The following is a 16845-nucleotide window of genomic DNA, read 5'->3' as shown; positions in this document are numbered from 1 at the left end:
ATTCATCTATCGTGGGTTTAGAGTCGGTTCTCCGACAGCTTCGACTTCAGCCATCCCCCAAATGCCTCCAGCACCGGATGGCTCGCTTTCGCGTGCTCCGAAACCAAAAAATACGAGCGCGGCGATTTGATCGCGATGTCGAAGGGGCGCACCAGCCGTCCTTCGCTGAGCGCCCGGCGACTGGTCAATTCGTCGCCCATGGCGATGCCCTGGCCGGCGATCGCGGCCGAGAAGACCAGGTTCATGTCGGAGAAGAAGATGCCGCCCTCGGTGTCGGGGTTCTCGACCTTGGACAGCGCCAGCCAGCGCGCCCAGTCCTCGGTGTCGCCGAGATGCAGCAGATTGGCGCGCAGCACGTCGGCGGGCTTGGAGAAACCGCCGACCTTGTTGAGCAGCGTCGGGCTGCACAGCGGCGTGAACGAGATCTCGCATAACAGTTCGGCCGCCCGGTTCGGCCAGTTGCCAACGCCGAAGGCGATGAAGGCGTCGGCGTCCGGATTGCTGACATCGTCGAGACGCCGCGGCGTCAGTATGTGCAACGCCACATCCGGATACATCTGCCGGAACTCGCCGATATGGGTGCATAAGAACAGCGAAGCGAAGCCCGGCGTGCAGGAGACGCTGAACGAGCCGCCGACCCCGGTGCCGGCATGGCGCGTCACCGCGTCGCCGAGCACGGTGAGCGCCTTGCGCACGTCGCTGGCATAGCGCTGGCCGCGCGGCGTCAGCGCCACGCCCTTGCCAATGCGCTCCAAAAGGTCGAAGCCGAGGTCTCGCTCGAGCAGCCGCAACTGGTGGCTGACGGCGCTGCGGGTCACGTGCAATTCGTCGGCGGCGCGCCAAACGCTGCCATGGCGGGCGAAGCTGTCGAGGGCGCGCAGCGCCTGGGTGGAGGGTATCCTCAAGAAACCTCAGGTGAACCGAATTTGCATGAGCCGGGAAAACATATCACTTTTTGGAAAGCCGCTTCACTGCTTTCTTTGACGGATGGAGAAACTGGTGACGACCTCGGCGCAAGCGACCGCGCTTGCCTGCATCGACGGCATCCAGCCGCTGCTGTCGGTGTGGACGCGCACCATCTTCGACTTCGGCGAGACCGCCTGGCGCGAGTACCAGTCGGCCGCCTGGTATGTCGATCGGCTGAGGCGCGAGGGCTTTTCGGTCGAGGCAGGCTCGGGCGGCATGCCGACCGCTTTTTGCGCCCATTGGACGAACGGTGCTGGGCCCACCATCGGCATGTATGCCGAATATGACGCCGTGCCCGGCAATTGCCAGGACGCGGCGACGGTGCAGCGGCCGCGCCCGGGTCTCGGCCGCGAGGCCGGCGGCCATACCGATCCGCATTCGGGGCTGGGCATTGCCAGCCTCGGCGGGTTGCTGGCCACCAAGGCGGCGATGCAGCAACACGACATTCCAGGCACGCTGCGCTTCACCGGCGAGCCGGCGGAAAAGGTGAGGGGATCGAAGCCGATCCATGCGGCGAAGGGCTATTATGACGGTCTCGCCGGCATGATCTCCTTCCACCCTTTCTACATGCTGCCGCTCTGCAACACGGCGCGCTGGGACACGCATTGCGGCGCCGCCTACGCGATGATCTACCGCTTCATCTGCGACCAGCCGGAGCGCTGGGCGAGGCCGGCCGACGGCGCTGCGCCCATCCCGCAGTCGCATTCCGCGATCAGGGCGCCCGGCGCCAACGACGCGCTGATGATGATGTACATGGCCTCGAAGGCGCTGCGCGATTCCATGCTGCCGCACCAGGGCGGCTGGTCGATCAGCGAAGCGATCCTGACCGCCGGGCAGGCGACCGCCGACAACCTGCCGGCGGGGTTGGCCGAGATCCAGTACATGATCCGCGTCCCGACGATCGAGATGGCCGAGCAGGTCACCGCCGTGCTCGACCGCAACGCCGAGGCGGCAGCCACGATGAGCGGCTGCCGCTACGAGCGGCATTTTGTGTCGAAGTCACGGCCGGGGCTCGCCAACCACGCCATGGCTGGCATTGCCTATGAGGCGCTGTCGGCGGTCGGTCCGCCGCGCTGGGACGAGGACGCCAAGGCGGTCGCGCGCGAGATACAGGTCAATGCCGGGCGCATGGCGAGCGATAAGCCGTTCATCGACGAGCTGGAGCGGCTGATCGAGCCGCAGGTGGCGGAAGCCATCCTGCGACGCGACCTGCCGCCCTCGCAGGTGAACTCGACCTCCGATGATTACACTGACATGAGCTGGCATGCGCCGACGGCGCGTTTCTATGTTGCCCGGCCGGCGCTGCGCTCGGAGACCGGCTACCCCTATCCGTCCTGGGTGATGAATGCGCTGGGCGGCATTTCGGCCACCATCGACCCGATGGTCATTTGTGCGGCGAAGACCATCGCACTATCGGCCCTTCGCCTGCTCGAAGACAAGGCCGCCCGCGACGCGGCGATGGACGAATTCATCAGCCGCACCGGCGGCGGCATCGGCGGCGCGAACTGGCTCGCGCCGCTCTGCGACTACGATCCGCCGGTCAACTTCCGCTGGCCGGAATATGTCACCACGCCGCGCGGGCGCGACTGGTGGATACCGGCCGCAGGCACTCCATGACCAACCAACGCAAAATCAATCTCACGAGGAGAACCCCATGACCGTCCATGACCGCATCGTTGCCGAACCGTTCTCGCTGCAGCGCCGCAACCCGGCCGGCGGCACCAAGCCGCTGACTGCCTGGGGCTTCGCCAACGAGACCGACGTCCTGACCGACGTGCTGCTCGGCTCGCCGAATTTCCTGCGCCATCTCTCGACCAGCTCGTTGTCGCGCAAGCATCTGCGTGAGGCGCCCTGCAACGTCCAGATCGCGCAGGCGCAGCACAAGGACCTGGTCGCCGCCTATGAGCATTTCGGCGTCAACATCCACTGGCACGAGCCGACGCCGGAACTGCCGATGCAGGTCTATTCGCGCGATTCCAGCGTCATGACGCCTTACGGCGCCTTCATCACTGCCATGGCCAACTGGTGGCGGCGCGGCGAGAATTATGCCGCGATCCGCACCTATGAAAAGCTCGGCATCCCGATCTATGACATGGTCACCGCCGGCACCTTCGAGGGCGGCGACTTCAACGTCATCGAGGAGGGCGTCGTGCTGATCGGCTGCGGCGGCGCCCGCACGCAGGAAGAGGGCGCCCGCCAGGTGCAGGCCTGGTTCGACAAGGAAGGCTGGGAAACCCGCATCGCCTTTATCGACGAATACTACGTCCATATCGACCTGATGGTGGTGCCGATCGCCGAGAAGCTGACGGCGGTCTGCCTCGCCTGCACCGAGCCCGGCATCGTCGACTGGCTGAAGGGCAAGGGCCACGAGATCATCGACGTGCCCTTCCAGGACACGATGGCACTCGGCTGCAACTTCATGTCGCTCGGCAAGGACAGGGTGATCGCGCCGACCTCCAGCCAGACGCTGATCGGCCAACTCAGGGCGCGCGGCTTCGAGGTGGCGGCGATCGACATGAGCGAAATCTCCAAGACCGGCGGCGGCATCCACTGCATGGCGCAGGCGCTGAAGCGTGAGCCGGCCTGACGGGTGGTCCGCCATAACTTGCGCGACGGCTAACATAAGAGCACACTAAAAAATCAGGGAGGGGCGCTCACCAGCAAAAAACGGGAGGAAACCATGACGGGCATGAGCCTCACCACGCTTGAACGCGGCAAGACGACAATCGATACCGCGGCCCTCGAAGCACTTTCGGCACAGATACGCGGCACGGTGCTGCGGGAAGGCGACGCCGCCTACGACGACGCCCGCAGCATCTGGAATGCGATGGTCGACCGGCGGCCAGGCCTGATCGTCTGTTGCGTCGGCGCCTCCGACGTCGTCGCTGCCGTAAATTTCGCCAGGGAAAACGGACTTCTGGTCTCCGTGCGCGGCGGCGGCCACAACATCGCCGGCAGCGCCGTCTGCGATGGCGGCCTGATGATTGATCTGTCTATGATGAAGTCGGTGCGAGTTGATGTCGCGGCACGGCGGGCCTGGGTCGGACCCGGTGCCACGCTTGCCGATGTCGACCGGGAAACACAGGCCTTCGGACTGGCGGTGCCGACCGGCATCAACTCGACCACCGGCATTGCGGGCCTGACGCTGGGCGGCGGCTTCGGCTGGATCACCCGCAAATTCGGGCTGACCATCGACAATCTCGTCTCCGCCGACGTGGTCACCGCCGACGGCAAGCTGCTGCGCGCCAATCACAGCGAAAATCCCGACCTGTTCTGGGCGCTGCGCGGTGGCGGCGGCAATTTCGGCGTCGTCACGGCGTTCGAGTTCCAGCTCCACCAGTTCGGGCCGCAAGTGCTGTCGGGGCTTGTCGTCCATCCGTTCGCCGATGCCGACAAGGTGCTGCGCGAATATCGCAAGGCGCTCGAAACCGCGCCCGACGAACTGACCTGCTGGGTGGTCATGCGGCAGGCGCCGCCGCTGCCCTTCCTGCCGGAGGAATGGCACGGCAAGGAGGTACTGGTGCTGGCCATGTGCTATTGCGGCGACATCCAGGCCGGCGAAAAGGCGACGCAGACGCTTCGCGCCATCGGCACGCCGATCGCCGACGTCGTCGGCCCCAATCCGTTCATCGGCTGGCAGCAGGCCTTCGACCCGCTGCTTACGCCCGGCGCCCGCAACTACTGGAAGAGCCATGACTTCACCGAGCTTTCCGACAGCGCGATCGAGGTCACCACGGCGGCCATATCCCGGCTTCCGGGTCCCGAATGCGAAATATTCTTCGGCCATGTCGGCGGAGCGGCGGGCCGCGTCAGGGCAGATGAAACGGCGTTCCCGCAGCGCAGCTCGCATTTCGTCATGAACGTTCACGCCCGCTGGCGCGAACCGGCAATGGACAAGGCCTGCATCGACTGGGCCCGCGGTATCTATGAAGCAGCAAGGCCCTATGCCGCCGGCACGGCCTATGTGAACTTCATGCCGGAGGACGAGATCGACCGGGTCGAAGCGGCCTATGGCGGCAACTATCGCCGGCTGCTGGAGATCAAGCAGCGCTACGACCCGCAGAACCTGTTCCGCATGAACCAGAACCTGCGTCCGAAGGAAGGTCTGCGCGCCGCCTGAGGCCAGGCATCCGTCCGCGGACGGCGCGAGCAGCCGCGCCGTCCCGCCAACGCGATTGCATGGTGGCGTGGCGGTGCGGCAGCCGTCAGCCGATCATCGCCGGCGTGTCGTCGTAGCTCAACGTCACCAGTTCCGGATGACGGTGGGCAAGCGCGAGGATTTGTGTCTCCAACTCGCAATTGTAGATCATCAGCGCTTTCACCGTTTCGAGCGGGCTGTCGTAGCGGGCGATCAGCCTTTCCGCTTCGGCGTGAAGCTCGGCCTCGGCGTCGGGGTCGAGATGCAGGATGCTCATTGCCGCCGCCTCGGCGCTGAGAGCGCATCGAGGCGCTGCTGCAAATGTCCGTTGAGCACGATCATTTCCTTCAGGGCCTTCACCGCATCGCCCTTGTAATGCGCAATGAAATTGTCAGCGGTTGCCTGCAATGCCGCCTCCTGGCGGCTGTCCAATGTCACGATCTGGTCCATGTCAAACACCTCCTTGAACCCGGTATTCACAGTGAACAAAAAGAGAACAAAAATGTCAAGGTCGAATTGACTTTGTCAGGAATGAGTTCCTATTTTTAGCAATGCCTGATACAGACGGAAGACGAAAGCGCGGCAATGCCTGGACGCTCGGCAAATCGCACGAGAGAGGCGATCTCATCCTCATCCGCTGCGGTCACTGCAACATCAAGCGCTGGTACGAGCCGTCCGATCTGATCAGGCTGTTCGGCGATGTCGACATCGACCTGATCGACGGCCACATGCTTTGCGAAAAATGCCGCAACAAGCAATTCGTTCGTGCCGAAGCCCGGCACCTCACCGCGCGGGAGCGCGTCGGCATCCGCGTGCGGCGGCTGGCCGAGATAAGGGTGGTGCGGCGTGTGGTGTGGAAGGATGAGGAATGAGAAAGGCGGACAACGCCCCCGTTTCCCTCGTCAATAACACATCGCCCGCGCCGCTCGGGTTGGCGTGGGCCTCGGCGATTACCGCGGCTGATAATCGTCGAACCAGAATGATGAGCGGCGTCGCGAGATGGTTCCCACCGACGGCAAGGGAAAATGCGACGTCATGACGATGCGGCCATTGTCCGAGCAAGCTTCCAGGAATGCCCACCGCGTCCGACGTGCCTGATCAGGGTCCGTGTCGTACCGAAAGTTCCAGTCGGGGTAAATGCACTGCATCGGCCAATGCATGAGATCGCCGGAAAACACTGCTCCTACGCCCTGAGATCTCAGGCCGATGGCTACGTGCCCCGGGGTGTGGCCCGGAGTTGGCTCCAGCCACACTTCGCGGTCGAGTTCATAGTCCATATCGACAAACACAGCCCGACCAGCCTCGACGATTGGCAGCACATTGTCCTCATAGGTCCGTTCGTCGGCGTCGCCGGATGCCGCCTGTGCGGCCTCGAACTCGCGCCGCGCCATGATGTAGCGGGCGTTGGGGAATGTCGGTATCCAACGCCCGTCCACCAATCGTGTGTTCCAGCCGCAATGGTCGATATGAAGATGAGTGCACAGCACATAGTCGATCTGCTCGGGAGCAACACCTGCATTCGCCAGGCGCTCCAAAAAGGTGCCGTCATTGCGGCGATGCCAATGCGGGAAGTATGCGCACGTCTTGTCGTTGCCGACGCAACCGTCGACCAGAATGGTGTGGTGCTCGGTACGAACCAGAAAACTCTGGATGGGAAGAATAAGCCGGCCTGTTGCCGGCGATATCAATCGGGGCGCGAGCCAATGAAGGTGCGGCTCGAGTGCTTTGTCGGTGCAGTCGGGGAACCATTCCGACGGCGTCCCCAGAGGGTCGCACATCTCCAGAATTCTGGTTACCCAGATATTCCCGATTCTCCAAGCATCCATCGGTGCGATCCTTCTTCGATCAAGGAACGGATCGATAGTATAACATTTGCGGCCATCTGGCGTCAGACATCGCGCTGGATGCGGTGCACCCACGGAAGCTCTAGGATGCCTTTTCATCCCCCCGGTGCTGCATCAGCGTCCGAGCGGCATCCGCTCCTGCCGCAAGGATACGATCCGACAATTCCGTCCCCTCCACGGCGCGGGCCAACTGAAGGGCGCCAATGAGGGTGGCAAAGATGCCGAACGCAACGCTGTCCGGATCAGGGGTTTGCGGCGGCAAATCCGCCGACACCTGGCGCACCAGGGTCAGCAAACGCTCGGTATAGAGCTGACGCGTTTCGGGTGGCTCACGCGCGATTTCCGGCAGCAACGCGGCAGAGGCGCAGCCCTTGCCGGGATTGTCCCGGTGTGCCGCCGACAGATACGCGTCTATCGCCATTGTCAGACCGCCGGAGGCCAATGCTTCCCGTATCTGGTCGGATTGATCCTCCAGAGCCGCCGCCACCGTTTCACGGACAAGCGCCGCCTTGGACGGAAAGTGGGGATAGAAGGCCCCGTTCGTCATCCCGGCGTCGCTCATGATTTTTGCGAGCCCGGACGCCGCGATGCCGTCACACCGGAAACGCTCAGTGGCGACCTCCATGATCCGCCCGCGTGACGCGTCCTTTCGACCCTTTTCGTAGCGCATGGTCTCACCTTCCAGATTTGCTATTGCATTATTATCATAATCTGATATTATAACCATAATCCAATCAACAGAAATAAGCTAGAGCCCGTGAGCTTGGAGCATCGAAAATGAATGCGAATTCTGGAAAAACCGCGATCGTGACCGGAGCCTCATCGGGCATCGGCCGCGCCAGCGCCGAGGCCTTGGCGCGAGCAGGGTTCACCGTCTTCGGGACAAGCCGCCGCAAGGCCAACATTGGCCCGGATGGCGTGACCATGCTGGTGTGCGACGTGACTGATGATGGCTCCATCAACGCGCTTGTCTCGGCCGTGCTCTTGCGGACCGGCCGGATCGACCTGCTGGTCAACAACGCCGGTGTAGGCATGCTTGGAGGCGCCGAGGAATCCTCGGTCGCCCAGGTACAGGCCCTGTTCGACGTCAATCTGTTCGGCGTCATCCGCATGACCAATGCGGTGTTGCCGTCGATGCGGCGGCGCGGCCAAGGGCGCATCATCAACATCGGCTCGATTCTGGGATTGGTACCCGCGCCATACTCAGCTCATTACTCGGCGGCCAAGCACGCGCTCGAAGGTTATTCGGAATCGCTCGATCACGAGGTTCGTGCCTTCAACGTCCGCGTCTCCGTCATCGAGCCGGCATTCGTCCGTACCGTCTTCGACCAGAACGGCATTGAGCCGGATTCCGTGTTGAAGGAATACGATCGGGCTCGCGCTGGGGTCGACGCCTTGCTTCGCGATGTGATGCCCAAAGCCGATCGGCCGGAAGTGGTGGCGGAAGTGGTCGTCAAGGCGGCGACCGATGCCCGTCCGCGACGACGCTATACCGCCGGCAAGGCAGCACGGCTGGTCAGCATGCTGCGCCGCTTCGCCCCCGCAGAGATATTCGACAAGAGCTTGCGCAAGCAGTTCCGCTTGCCGGTCTGAACAGCACGAAGGATTCCACGCACATGCGACACGCAACCACAACACAATTGGTCACGCCCTACAGGACGGAAGTGCCAGGCATGACACATTCATTCAATCGGCCGCCCCGTTCACGGGCATTGTTCCAGGACGCGCCAACGCGCTCTGTCGATGTCGGCGGCACGGCATTTGTTTACCGGGAACTCGGGCCCCGGACGGGCGTACCGGTGATCCTGCTCAACCATCTGGGCGCTCAGCTGGACAACTTTGATCCACGCATCGTCGACGGCCTCGCTGCGACCCGGCGGGTGATTGCCTTCGACAATCGCGGCGTCGGTGCCTCGGGCGGCAAAACGCCGTCGACCATTTCCGGGATGGCGCGGGACGCGGTCGCCTTTGTCCGGGCGCTTGGGTTCGAGGAAGTCGATCTCTTCGGCTTTTCGCTCGGCGGCTTCGTGGCGCAGGAGATTGTGCTGACGGAGCCCAAGCTTGTGCGCAAACTCATCCTTGCCGGCACGGGGCCGGCCGGTGGCGAAGGCATCGACAAGGTGACGCCGCTGACGATTGTGGACATGATCAAGGGCTGGCTGACTTTTCGGGATCCGAAATACTATCTCTTCTTCACAATGACGCCGAATGGCCGCCGTGCCGCAAACGCATTTCTGGAGCGGTTGAAAGAGCGCCAGAATAACCGGGACAAGGCGATCTCGCTGCGCGCGTTCGGCGCGCAACTCAAGGCGATCAAGGCCTATGGACTGCAGGCGCCGCAAGACCTGAGCGCCATCCGCATTCCCACTTTGGTTGCGAATGGGGATCAGGACAAGATGGTGCCGAGCAGCAATACCCACGATCTCGCCCGGCGCATCCCCGGGGCGCAGCTGGTGATCTACCCGGATGCCGGGCATGGCGGGGTCTTCCAGAATCACGCCGATTTCGTCCCCAAAGCCCTGTCTTTCCTCGAGGCCTGACGCCTTTCCCACCGGGCGGCTTTTCAGCTGAGAACGCTGGGCTTCGTGCCTGTACATCAAAAGACATTTTTAGAAAGTAACTGCCATGAAGGCATTCGTTGTCGATAAGTATAACAAGAAGGGCATTCTGCGGTTGGCCGACATGCCGGCGCCGGAGATTCAAGACCACGATGTCCTGGTCGAGGTCCATGCTGCAGCGGTGAACCTGCTGGACTCCAAGATCAGAACCGGCGAATTCAAACTCATCCTACCCTATCGCCGCCCCTTCATCCTGGGCCACGATGTGGCCGGAATGGTGGTTCGGGTTGGATCAAAAGTCCGCAAATTCAAGCCCGGTGACGAGGTCTACGCGCGGCCGCGCGATGGCCGGATAGGGACATTCGCCGAATCCATCGCCATCAATGAAGCCGACGTGGCCCTGAAGCCCAAGAACCTCAGCATGGAAGAGGCGGCCTCGATTCCCCTGGTCGGGCTGACTGCCTGGCAGGTTCTGGTCGACAAAGCCAATCTGAAGAAGGGCCAGAAAGTCTTCATCCAGGCGGGCTCTGGTGGCGTGGGAACATTCGCCATCCAGCTGGCAAAGCACCTCGGCGCGATCGTTGCGACAACCGCGAGCTCGGCAAGCGCCGATCTGGTCAAAGGTCTCGGCGCCGATGTCGTCGTCGACTACAGAAAAGATGACTTCGAGAAAATTCTGTCGGGCTACGACGTCGTCTTGAACAGTCAGGACGCCAAAACGCTTGAGAAATCCCTGAGTGTGCTGAAATCCGGCGGGAAGCTCATCTCCATCTCCGGTCCCCCTGATCCGGAATTTGCCAGGAAGCAGGGTCTGAACGGAGTGCTGAGGCTATTGCTGCGTCTCCTCAGCCGCGGCATTCGGACCAAAGCCAAGCGTCGCGGCGTGCAGTTTTCGTTCCTTTTCATGTGGGCGCAGGGCGATCAGCTGAGCAAGATCACGTCCCTCATCGAAGCCGGAGTGATCCGCCCGATTGTGGATCGGGTCTTTCCATTTGAGGCGACCAATGAGGCTCTGGCATACGTCGAGACAGGACGTGCCAAGGGCAAGGTCGTGGTCAAAGTCAGGTAGCAACTTGCTTGCTCGGTTCCTGCTTCTGGTTGGCCCTAGAACAGCGAACCTTGCGCCGGTGGCTGCGCCGGAAATTTGACCTGCGTCGCCGGCTTCTCGACGATCACCAGTGCATCGTCAGGCGCGGTGCGCTGCAGCTTTCTCGCTTCGGACCACGGCGCGCTGAGCCAAATCTCCGTCTCATCCGGCGAGGTCAGGACCACCGGCATCGCCTTCTCGTGGATCGGCGCGATCAGCGCGTTCGGCTTCGTGGTCAGGAAGCCGTAGAGTTCGTGCTCGCCGGGGCCTTCCTTGACCTTGCGCACGCCCTGCCAGGGCGTCCACAGGCCGGCGAAGAAGAACAGCGGGCGCTCTTCGCCGAGCGCGAACCAGTAGTTCTTCTGGACGCCTGTCTCCGGGTCTTTTTGACCGGGCGTCGGGCTCGGTTCGGCAAAGCTGGTCACCGGCACGACGCAGCGGTTCTCGACGCCGAGAAAGGGTTGCCAGTGGCCATATTGCGGGTTGCGGATATTGGTGGTGCCGGAATCGGCATTGCCGCGCATGCGCTCCGGCGGCGTCGGCATGCCCCAGCGCAGATTGGCAAGCTCGCGCGATCCGTCGGCCGCGTTGCGCACCACCGGCGCAAACTGGTTGGGATAGATGTCGATCGAGGGCTCGAGGTTGCCTGCGATGTCACGTAGTGCGCGGGTCCACTGGCGGATGGCCTCTTGCGAGGTGGTGATATTGTAGAGGTTGCACATATAGGCAGAATTGCGGAATTGCCCCGGCTTCGCAACCAGGCTCCGCGACTTGCTCGATGGCGCCGCCTCAGCAGAACTCGACTTCGATGTGCCGCTCGGTCTGCGCGACGATGCGGCAGCGCGTCTCGAAGGCATCCGAGCGGATGACCAGGTTGAACGTCTCCGGCACGCCGATCGAACTGATCACATCCAGCCCCGCGGCGTCGTCGGCAAAGGTCTTTACCGTGCAGTCGATGGACGACATCCGGTTGTTGAACAGGATGCGGCCGGCCTTCAGCACCCGCCGGCGCGGTCCCTTGGCCAAATCGTCCGGCGCGCGAAAGGCAATGCATCTGTTGCGACCGGCTGCCTTGGCTTCATAGAGCGCGGTGTCGGCATTGGCCAGCAACTGGTCGATGTCCTGGGTTCGCGCATCCAGCGCCGCCATGCCGAAGCTGGCGGTGACGGGGATTTTCGATGCGCCGTGCCTGATGTCGGCCTGGCCGATGGCCCCGCGCAGTTTTTCCGCCACCTCGGCCATGCCTTTGCGATTGGTATGCGGCAGCAGAAGCGCGAATTCCTCCCCGCCCAGGCGGCCGAACAGGTCGCTGCCGCGAAGATGCTGCCGGCAAGCCTTCGCCATGGCGGTCAAAACCTTGTCGCCGGCGGCATGGCCGTAGCGGTCGTTGATCGTCTTGAAGTGGTCGAGATCGAGGGTGATGCATGCCAGCTCGTGCTTGTGGCGCCGGGCCAGACCCACGGCATGTGCCGCCTGTTCCTTGAACGCGCGGCGCGACAGCGTGCCCGTCAGGCCGTCTACGGCGGCAAGCTGGCGCAGTTCGAGCGTATCCATGGCCAGCTGCGACAGATCGCAAAGGATCGCCGTTTCCCGGGCATTGAACTGGCGCGGCTCGTAGCCGATGGCGCACACCGTTCCGATGGCGTGGCCGTCGCCGGTGCGCAGCGGAACGCCGGCATAGAAACGGATATGCGGATTGCCGGTGACAAGCGGGTTTTGTGCGAAGCGCTGATCCTGCCGCGCGTCGGGGACGACCAACGGCGTCAGCTCCTGCAAGGTGTATTTGCAGAACGTCTCGTCGCGGCCGACCTCGCGGTTTTCAAGACCTTCATAGGCCTTGTACCACTGCCTGTGCCCGTCGATCATCGAAACGATGGCGATCGGCAGGTCGAAGATGTTGCGGATCAGCCGGGTGATGCGGTCGAAGGCCTCCTCGCGAGGCGTGTCCATGACGTCGAAGCGCTCGAGCGCGCCGAGCCGTCCGGCCTCGATGCTGTCTTCGTCCATTGCCAAGGGCGGCGCGTCGACAAGGTTTCGATGCATTGGCGTCTGCCTCGCACGTCATCGCCCCCGGCGCGAACATGCGAAACGTTGCTGAACATTCGGTAAAGGAGGCTGTCGAAGCCGCTGCATGCCGCGCAGACCGTCTTGGAATGGCTTGGCTGGTTGTCGGCCGGCGTTTACGGGAGACCCGCACGGGCGAGGTCGGTGGCCCGGCTGCCGGGGGGATGTATGGGTTGGCCGCCGGGCCTGACCGGCTTCTGCGACCTCGCCGGCTGACATGAACATGCGCTGAAGCTAATATAAGGGCAATATCGACCAATGGCCCTGGTAGCCTAGGACCAATGCACCATCAGGTCGTGGACTCATAAACCCGAAGCAACATGCGCTCACCCGGATGGGACCCTACGGGCCGTTGCCAGACGGCCAGTAGGGACATGGCCGGTCTTCCTTTCATTCTTTCAAGGGCTGCCACCATTCATTGAGCCATCGACGGGCGTGGTCACAAGCAAGGATTTAAGGTAAACTTTGCCGCCTTGAAATCGTGCCGCGTCCTCCGATTTGCCTTGGAGATGCCAAATGCGCGTGTCCTTGCTTTTCATTCCACTACTGCTTGCACACATCCCGATTGTATCGCATGCCGCCGCCATTCACGATGCAGCCATGAACGGCGATGTCGCGGCGATCACGGCGGCGCTCGACGCAGGCGCCGGCATAGACGAAAGTGATGGAACCGCAACGCCGCTCTATTTTGCGGTCTGGATGGGCCACATCGAAGCGGCAAAACTGCTCATAGAACGTGGTGCGGACGTCAACGCCCAGACAACTGGGGGGCCCCCGCTGATGGCGGCTGTGGGGACAGGCAAGATCGGTCTGTTAAAGCTGTTGCTGGAGCGGGGTGCAGATCCAAATTCCGACCGTGGCGGCGAATTCGCCCTTCATGTCGCCGTCACTCTCGATTGTTTCGACTGCGTGAAGGCACTGGTCGAGGCCGGCGCGGACGTGAATGCGAAGACAATGGACGGCAAGACACCGCTCCATCTGGCAAAAAGCAGGGGGCAACGCGACGTTGCCGACTATCTCTTGTCGCACGGCGTCGTCTTGCCAACACCAGCCCCGATCTCAATGAAGTTGGCTTCTGCCGATGTCGAGAAAGGCCGAACCTACTTTACCCGCGCGTGTGACCGTTGCCACACTGCCGGGCCACAGGGAGGGATCAAAGCGGGACCGAACTTGTGGAGCGTCGTCGGCCGCGACAAGGCATCCATGGCAAAGATGCGTTACTCCGACGCTTTGCTCGGCTGGGAAGGCGTGTGGACGTACGAGGACCTGAACAGATATCTCTTCGGGCCCATGCTCACCACGCCGGGCGTTAAGATGGAGACGCCTGGTGTTCCGGACGAGACCGAACGGGTCAACCTGATCGCGTACTTGCGCACGCTCAGTGACAAGCCGATCCCGCTGCCCTGAATCGATGATCTCTTGGCGCAACTACTGCTACGGGCCGGCGTCTTATGCCGAGAACGTTCATCGACTGGCCGTCGTTTATGAGTACACGCCCAAGAGCAATTCCAGGAAAAGTGCGTAGCGGTTTTCCGTCCGGAATTGCGTCAAAACAATGAGATAGAGCGGTTCTGCGTTTCCGTGAAACGGCGAACCGCTCTAGTCCTGTTTCGACGCGCCGGCATTGAACTTGCGCCGGGCGTTTTCCAGATGCTCGCGCATGGCGCGGCCCGCGGCTTCCGGGTCGTGGCGCTCGATCGCCTCGAACACCGCCTTGTGGCCGGCGAAACTCCTGCGGTTCTCGACCTCGGTGTTGGCCATGTGGATGCGCTGGTTGATCAGCCATTCGACCAGCGCCTCATGCGCGGCGAGGAAGATCGGATTGCCGGGGATCTCGGTCAGCACGCGGTGGAAGGCGACGTCGGTGACGGCGAAGGCGCGGGCGCGGGGAATGGCACGCTCGTTGTCGGCCAGCGCCGCGGCCAGCGCAGCAATCTGCTCCGGCGTCGCCACCTCAGCGGCATGGCGCGCGATCGAGACTTCGAGGAACAGGCGCAACTGCTCGAAATGGCCGATACCGTCGGGCTGGTCCATCAACAGATGCGCCGTCCCGGTCAGCTGCTCCAGCATGCTGCGCGGCGTCGGCCGCGTCACCTTGGGCTTCTCGCCGCTGTTGATGCGCACCAGCCCCATCTTCTCCAGCGCAAACAGCGCCTCGCGCACCGAGGGGCGGCCGACATCGAACATCGTCATCAGCTCGCGCTCGGACGGCAGCGAGCCGCCGACCGGATAGACCTCGTCGCGGATCATCTCCTCCAGGCGCAGGCGAACCTCGTCCGACAATTTTTTTCGTACCGGCATATTGTGCATGGTCTACCTTTTAAGCTATTATACCAGTCGTCGCAAGTGAGGACTTGCACGACCGAAGGGTTGGAGAAGGTCGCCGCTGGCTGATGGCGCGGTGGCCGGTGCGACAGGCGAAGCCTGGCGCGGGAGCAGGCCCGGAGCAGGGGCATGCCCCCAATTTCGGCCGCCGGAAAACAACGGGAGGAGAATTCCATGAGACGAATGTTGATGAGGCTTGTGCCGGCGCTGGCCATGATGTTTGCCGCCGGCTTCGCCAAGGCGGATGGCGGCACGTTCCGTTCGGCCATGCGCACCGGCTGCATCGAGATGGGCACGTTGCACACCACCTGCGGCCACAGGCTCGACGAGACGGTGCTGCAGGGCCTCGTCCACATCAAATGGACCGGCGACGACGTGCAGCCGATGCTGGCCGAAAGCTGGAAGTCGCCGGATGGCGGCAAGACCTACATCTTCAACCTGCGCCACGGCGTCAAATGGCATGACGGCACGCCCTTCACCGCCAAGGACGTGGTGTTCAGCCTCAACCTCTACGCCAATCCGAAGGTCGGCTCGCCCTGGTCGCAAAAGCTTGGCGCGGTGGCCGGATACAAGGCGTTTCAGGATGGCTCCGCCTCCTCGGTTGCCGGGGTGAAAGCACTCGACGACATGACCGTCCAGGTCGAGCTCGACAGCGCCAAGCCGCTCTGGGTCCAGTTGCAGCTTATCGCCATCAGCATCTTTCCCGAACACATTCTGGGCAAGGTCGCGCCGCAGGACATCAAGGGCAATGCCTTCTGGGTCAACCGCGTCGGCACCGGCCCGTTCATCTGGAAGAAATACGAGAGCGACCAGTATGTCGAGGTCGACCGCAACCCCGACTATTTCCTCGGTGCGCCCAAGCTCGACCGCATCATCTACCAGATCTACAAGGACGTGCCGCCGATCATCGCCGCGCTGGAGACGAAGGAGGTCGACGCCATGTCCTATGAGGGCGGCGGCGTGCCGATCTCCGAACTCGCGCGGCTGCAGAAGCTCGACTATCTGACGGTGCTGCCGAAATTTTCCGCCGGCCTGCCGACCTATCTGCAGTTCAACCTCGCCGACAAGCGCTTCGCCGATGTCAGGGTGCGCCAGGCGATGCTCTACGCCATCGACCGCAAGGCGATCATCGAGACGGTCAAGCAGGGCGCCGGCGAATTGTCGAACACGCTGTTCCCACAGGACTGGGCCCGCGCCAAGGACCTCGAGCCCTATGACTACAATCCCGACAAGGCCAAGCAACTGCTTGCCGAAGCCGGCTGGGACGGCAGCCAGCCGGTCGATTTCATCTACTACTATTCCGACCAGATGAACGTCGATACCGTCACCGCCATCCAGAGCTATCTGGCCGCCGTCGGCGTCAACATCCAGCCGCGCCTGCTCGATCCGGCGGCCATCAACCAGGTCTATGCCGACGGCACTTTCCAGATGGGCTTTTTCGCCAACGGCATGGGGCTCGATCCCTCGCTCGGCTCGCCGCTGGTCGTCTGCGGCGCCAAGCCGCTGGGCTTCGGCTACTGCAATCAGAAGCTCGACGAATTGTTCAACAAGGGTCTGGAATCGGCGGATCATGAGGTACGCGCCGAGGCGTACCAGGAAGCCTCGCGCATTCTCAACAAGGAATTGCCCAAGGCCTGGCTGTGGAACGAGGTGCGCCCGCTCGCCTTCAACAACCGCATCGTCGGCCTTGCCCAGCACTTCAAGGAGCAGCCGCTCGTGATCTTCAACCACGCCGTCTACAACGAAGTCGAGAAGTGGGAAGTGGCCAAGTAGCACCACCGAGCATGCTCGACTGCCATGGGGCTCCGGCCCAGCGGAGCCCCATGATTCCCCGCTTTCAAAACTCGCCCTTGGCATAGGAGA

General features: G+C 62.8%; 17 protein-coding genes. 9 read left to right on the top strand and 8 right to left on the bottom strand.

Going from position 1 to position 16845, the window contains the following annotated elements; all coding sequences use genetic code 11:
• Positions 1-17 precede the first annotated feature (17 nt).
• The gene (locus AC1RUK_RS17010) at positions 18-905 is read right to left on the bottom strand and encodes a LysR substrate-binding domain-containing protein (RefSeq protein ID WP_481834685.1); all 888 of its coding nucleotides are present in this window, start codon (positions 903-905) and stop codon (positions 18-20) included.
• An 82-nt stretch (positions 906-987) separates the two neighbouring features.
• On the opposite strand from AC1RUK_RS17010, the gene AC1RUK_RS17005 reads away from it, so the two are divergent.
• From AC1RUK_RS17005 to AC1RUK_RS16995, 3 genes are all read left to right on the top strand, one after another.
• On the top strand, positions 988-2583 hold the full coding sequence (locus tag AC1RUK_RS17005) for a zinc-binding metallopeptidase family protein (protein WP_481834686.1): 1596 nt from the start codon (positions 988-990) through the stop codon (positions 2581-2583).
• Positions 2584-2620: 37 nt separating this feature from the next.
• Positions 2621-3553, top strand: a complete 933-nt coding sequence (locus tag AC1RUK_RS17000; protein ID WP_192181417.1) for a dimethylarginine dimethylaminohydrolase family protein — start codon at positions 2621-2623, stop codon at positions 3551-3553.
• Between the two features lie 93 nt (positions 3554-3646).
• On the top strand, positions 3647-5086 hold the full coding sequence (locus AC1RUK_RS16995; protein ID WP_481834687.1) for an FAD-binding oxidoreductase: 1440 nt from the start codon (positions 3647-3649) through the stop codon (positions 5084-5086).
• An 85-nt stretch (positions 5087-5171) separates the two neighbouring features.
• On the opposite strand, the gene AC1RUK_RS16990 is transcribed toward AC1RUK_RS16995, so the two are convergent.
• Positions 5172-5381: a hypothetical protein gene (locus tag AC1RUK_RS16990; protein ID WP_436174017.1), complete on the bottom strand. Its 210-nt coding sequence runs from the start codon at positions 5379-5381 to the stop codon at positions 5172-5174.
• Positions 5378-5554, bottom strand: a complete 177-nt coding sequence (locus tag AC1RUK_RS16985; protein ID WP_481834688.1) for a hypothetical protein — start codon at positions 5552-5554, stop codon at positions 5378-5380. Before AC1RUK_RS16985 ends, AC1RUK_RS16990 begins: the two co-directional genes overlap by 4 nt.
• Positions 5555-5655: 101 nt before the next feature.
• Here AC1RUK_RS16985 and AC1RUK_RS16980 point away from each other — a divergent pair, with 101 nt between their 5' ends.
• Positions 5656-5976, top strand: a complete 321-nt coding sequence (locus AC1RUK_RS16980; RefSeq protein WP_436174019.1) for a hypothetical protein — start codon at positions 5656-5658, stop codon at positions 5974-5976.
• 78 nt (positions 5977-6054) lie between these two features.
• Here the strand turns inward: AC1RUK_RS16980 and AC1RUK_RS16975 are convergent, their stop codons facing one another.
• The gene (locus tag AC1RUK_RS16975; protein WP_481834689.1) at positions 6055-6930 is read right to left on the bottom strand and encodes an MBL fold metallo-hydrolase; all 876 of its coding nucleotides are present in this window, start codon (positions 6928-6930) and stop codon (positions 6055-6057) included.
• Positions 6931-7030: 100 nt separating this feature from the next.
• Complete coding sequence (locus AC1RUK_RS16970; RefSeq protein WP_481834690.1) at positions 7031-7618, bottom strand: TetR/AcrR family transcriptional regulator; 588 nt, start codon at positions 7616-7618, stop codon at positions 7031-7033.
• A 107-nt stretch (positions 7619-7725) separates the two neighbouring features.
• On the opposite strand from AC1RUK_RS16970, the gene AC1RUK_RS16965 reads away from it, so the two are divergent.
• The 3 genes from AC1RUK_RS16965 to AC1RUK_RS16955 all read left to right on the top strand — a co-directional run bounded on the left by AC1RUK_RS16965 (position 7726) and on the right by AC1RUK_RS16955 (position 10575).
• The gene (locus tag AC1RUK_RS16965) at positions 7726-8541 is read left to right on the top strand and encodes an oxidoreductase (protein ID WP_481834691.1); all 816 of its coding nucleotides are present in this window, start codon (positions 7726-7728) and stop codon (positions 8539-8541) included.
• A gap of 80 nt (positions 8542-8621) precedes the next feature.
• The gene (locus tag AC1RUK_RS16960) at positions 8622-9488 is read left to right on the top strand and encodes an alpha/beta fold hydrolase (RefSeq protein ID WP_481834692.1); all 867 of its coding nucleotides are present in this window, start codon (positions 8622-8624) and stop codon (positions 9486-9488) included.
• Between the two features lie 85 nt (positions 9489-9573).
• Complete coding sequence (locus AC1RUK_RS16955; RefSeq protein WP_481834693.1) at positions 9574-10575, top strand: NADP-dependent oxidoreductase; 1002 nt, start codon at positions 9574-9576, stop codon at positions 10573-10575.
• Positions 10576-10610: 35 nt separating this feature from the next.
• Here AC1RUK_RS16955 and AC1RUK_RS16950 read toward each other — a convergent pair whose 3' ends face one another.
• Together AC1RUK_RS16950 and AC1RUK_RS16945 are read right to left on the bottom strand one after the other, a co-directional pair.
• The gene (locus tag AC1RUK_RS16950; protein WP_481834694.1) at positions 10611-11315 is read right to left on the bottom strand and encodes an SOS response-associated peptidase; all 705 of its coding nucleotides are present in this window, start codon (positions 11313-11315) and stop codon (positions 10611-10613) included.
• 67 nt (positions 11316-11382) lie between these two features.
• Entirely contained in the window at positions 11383-12636 is a 1254-nt protein-coding gene (locus AC1RUK_RS16945) for a GGDEF domain-containing protein (protein ID WP_481834695.1), read from the bottom strand.
• 537 nt (positions 12637-13173) lie between these two features.
• Here AC1RUK_RS16945 and AC1RUK_RS16940 point away from each other — a divergent pair.
• Positions 13174-14064 carry an ankyrin repeat domain-containing protein gene (locus AC1RUK_RS16940; RefSeq protein ID WP_481834696.1) on the top strand — a complete coding sequence of 297 codons (891 nt, stop codon included), beginning with the start codon at positions 13174-13176 and terminating at the stop codon, positions 14062-14064.
• A 192-nt stretch (positions 14065-14256) separates the two neighbouring features.
• Here the strand turns inward: AC1RUK_RS16940 and nanR are convergent, their stop codons facing one another.
• On the bottom strand, positions 14257-14940 hold the full coding sequence (gene nanR / locus AC1RUK_RS16935) for a transcriptional regulator NanR (protein ID WP_481834697.1): 684 nt from the start codon (positions 14938-14940) through the stop codon (positions 14257-14259).
• Between the two features lie 216 nt (positions 14941-15156).
• Between nanR and AC1RUK_RS16930 the strand changes: the two genes are divergently transcribed.
• Positions 15157-16755 (top strand): ABC transporter substrate-binding protein, encoded by a 1599-nt coding sequence (locus AC1RUK_RS16930; RefSeq protein ID WP_481834698.1) that lies wholly within the window; start codon positions 15157-15159, stop codon positions 16753-16755.
• Positions 16756-16845 lie beyond the last annotated feature (90 nt).

Source organism: Mesorhizobium monacense (assembly GCF_056781675.1).
This window is presented reverse-complemented; position numbering and strand designations above follow the sequence as displayed.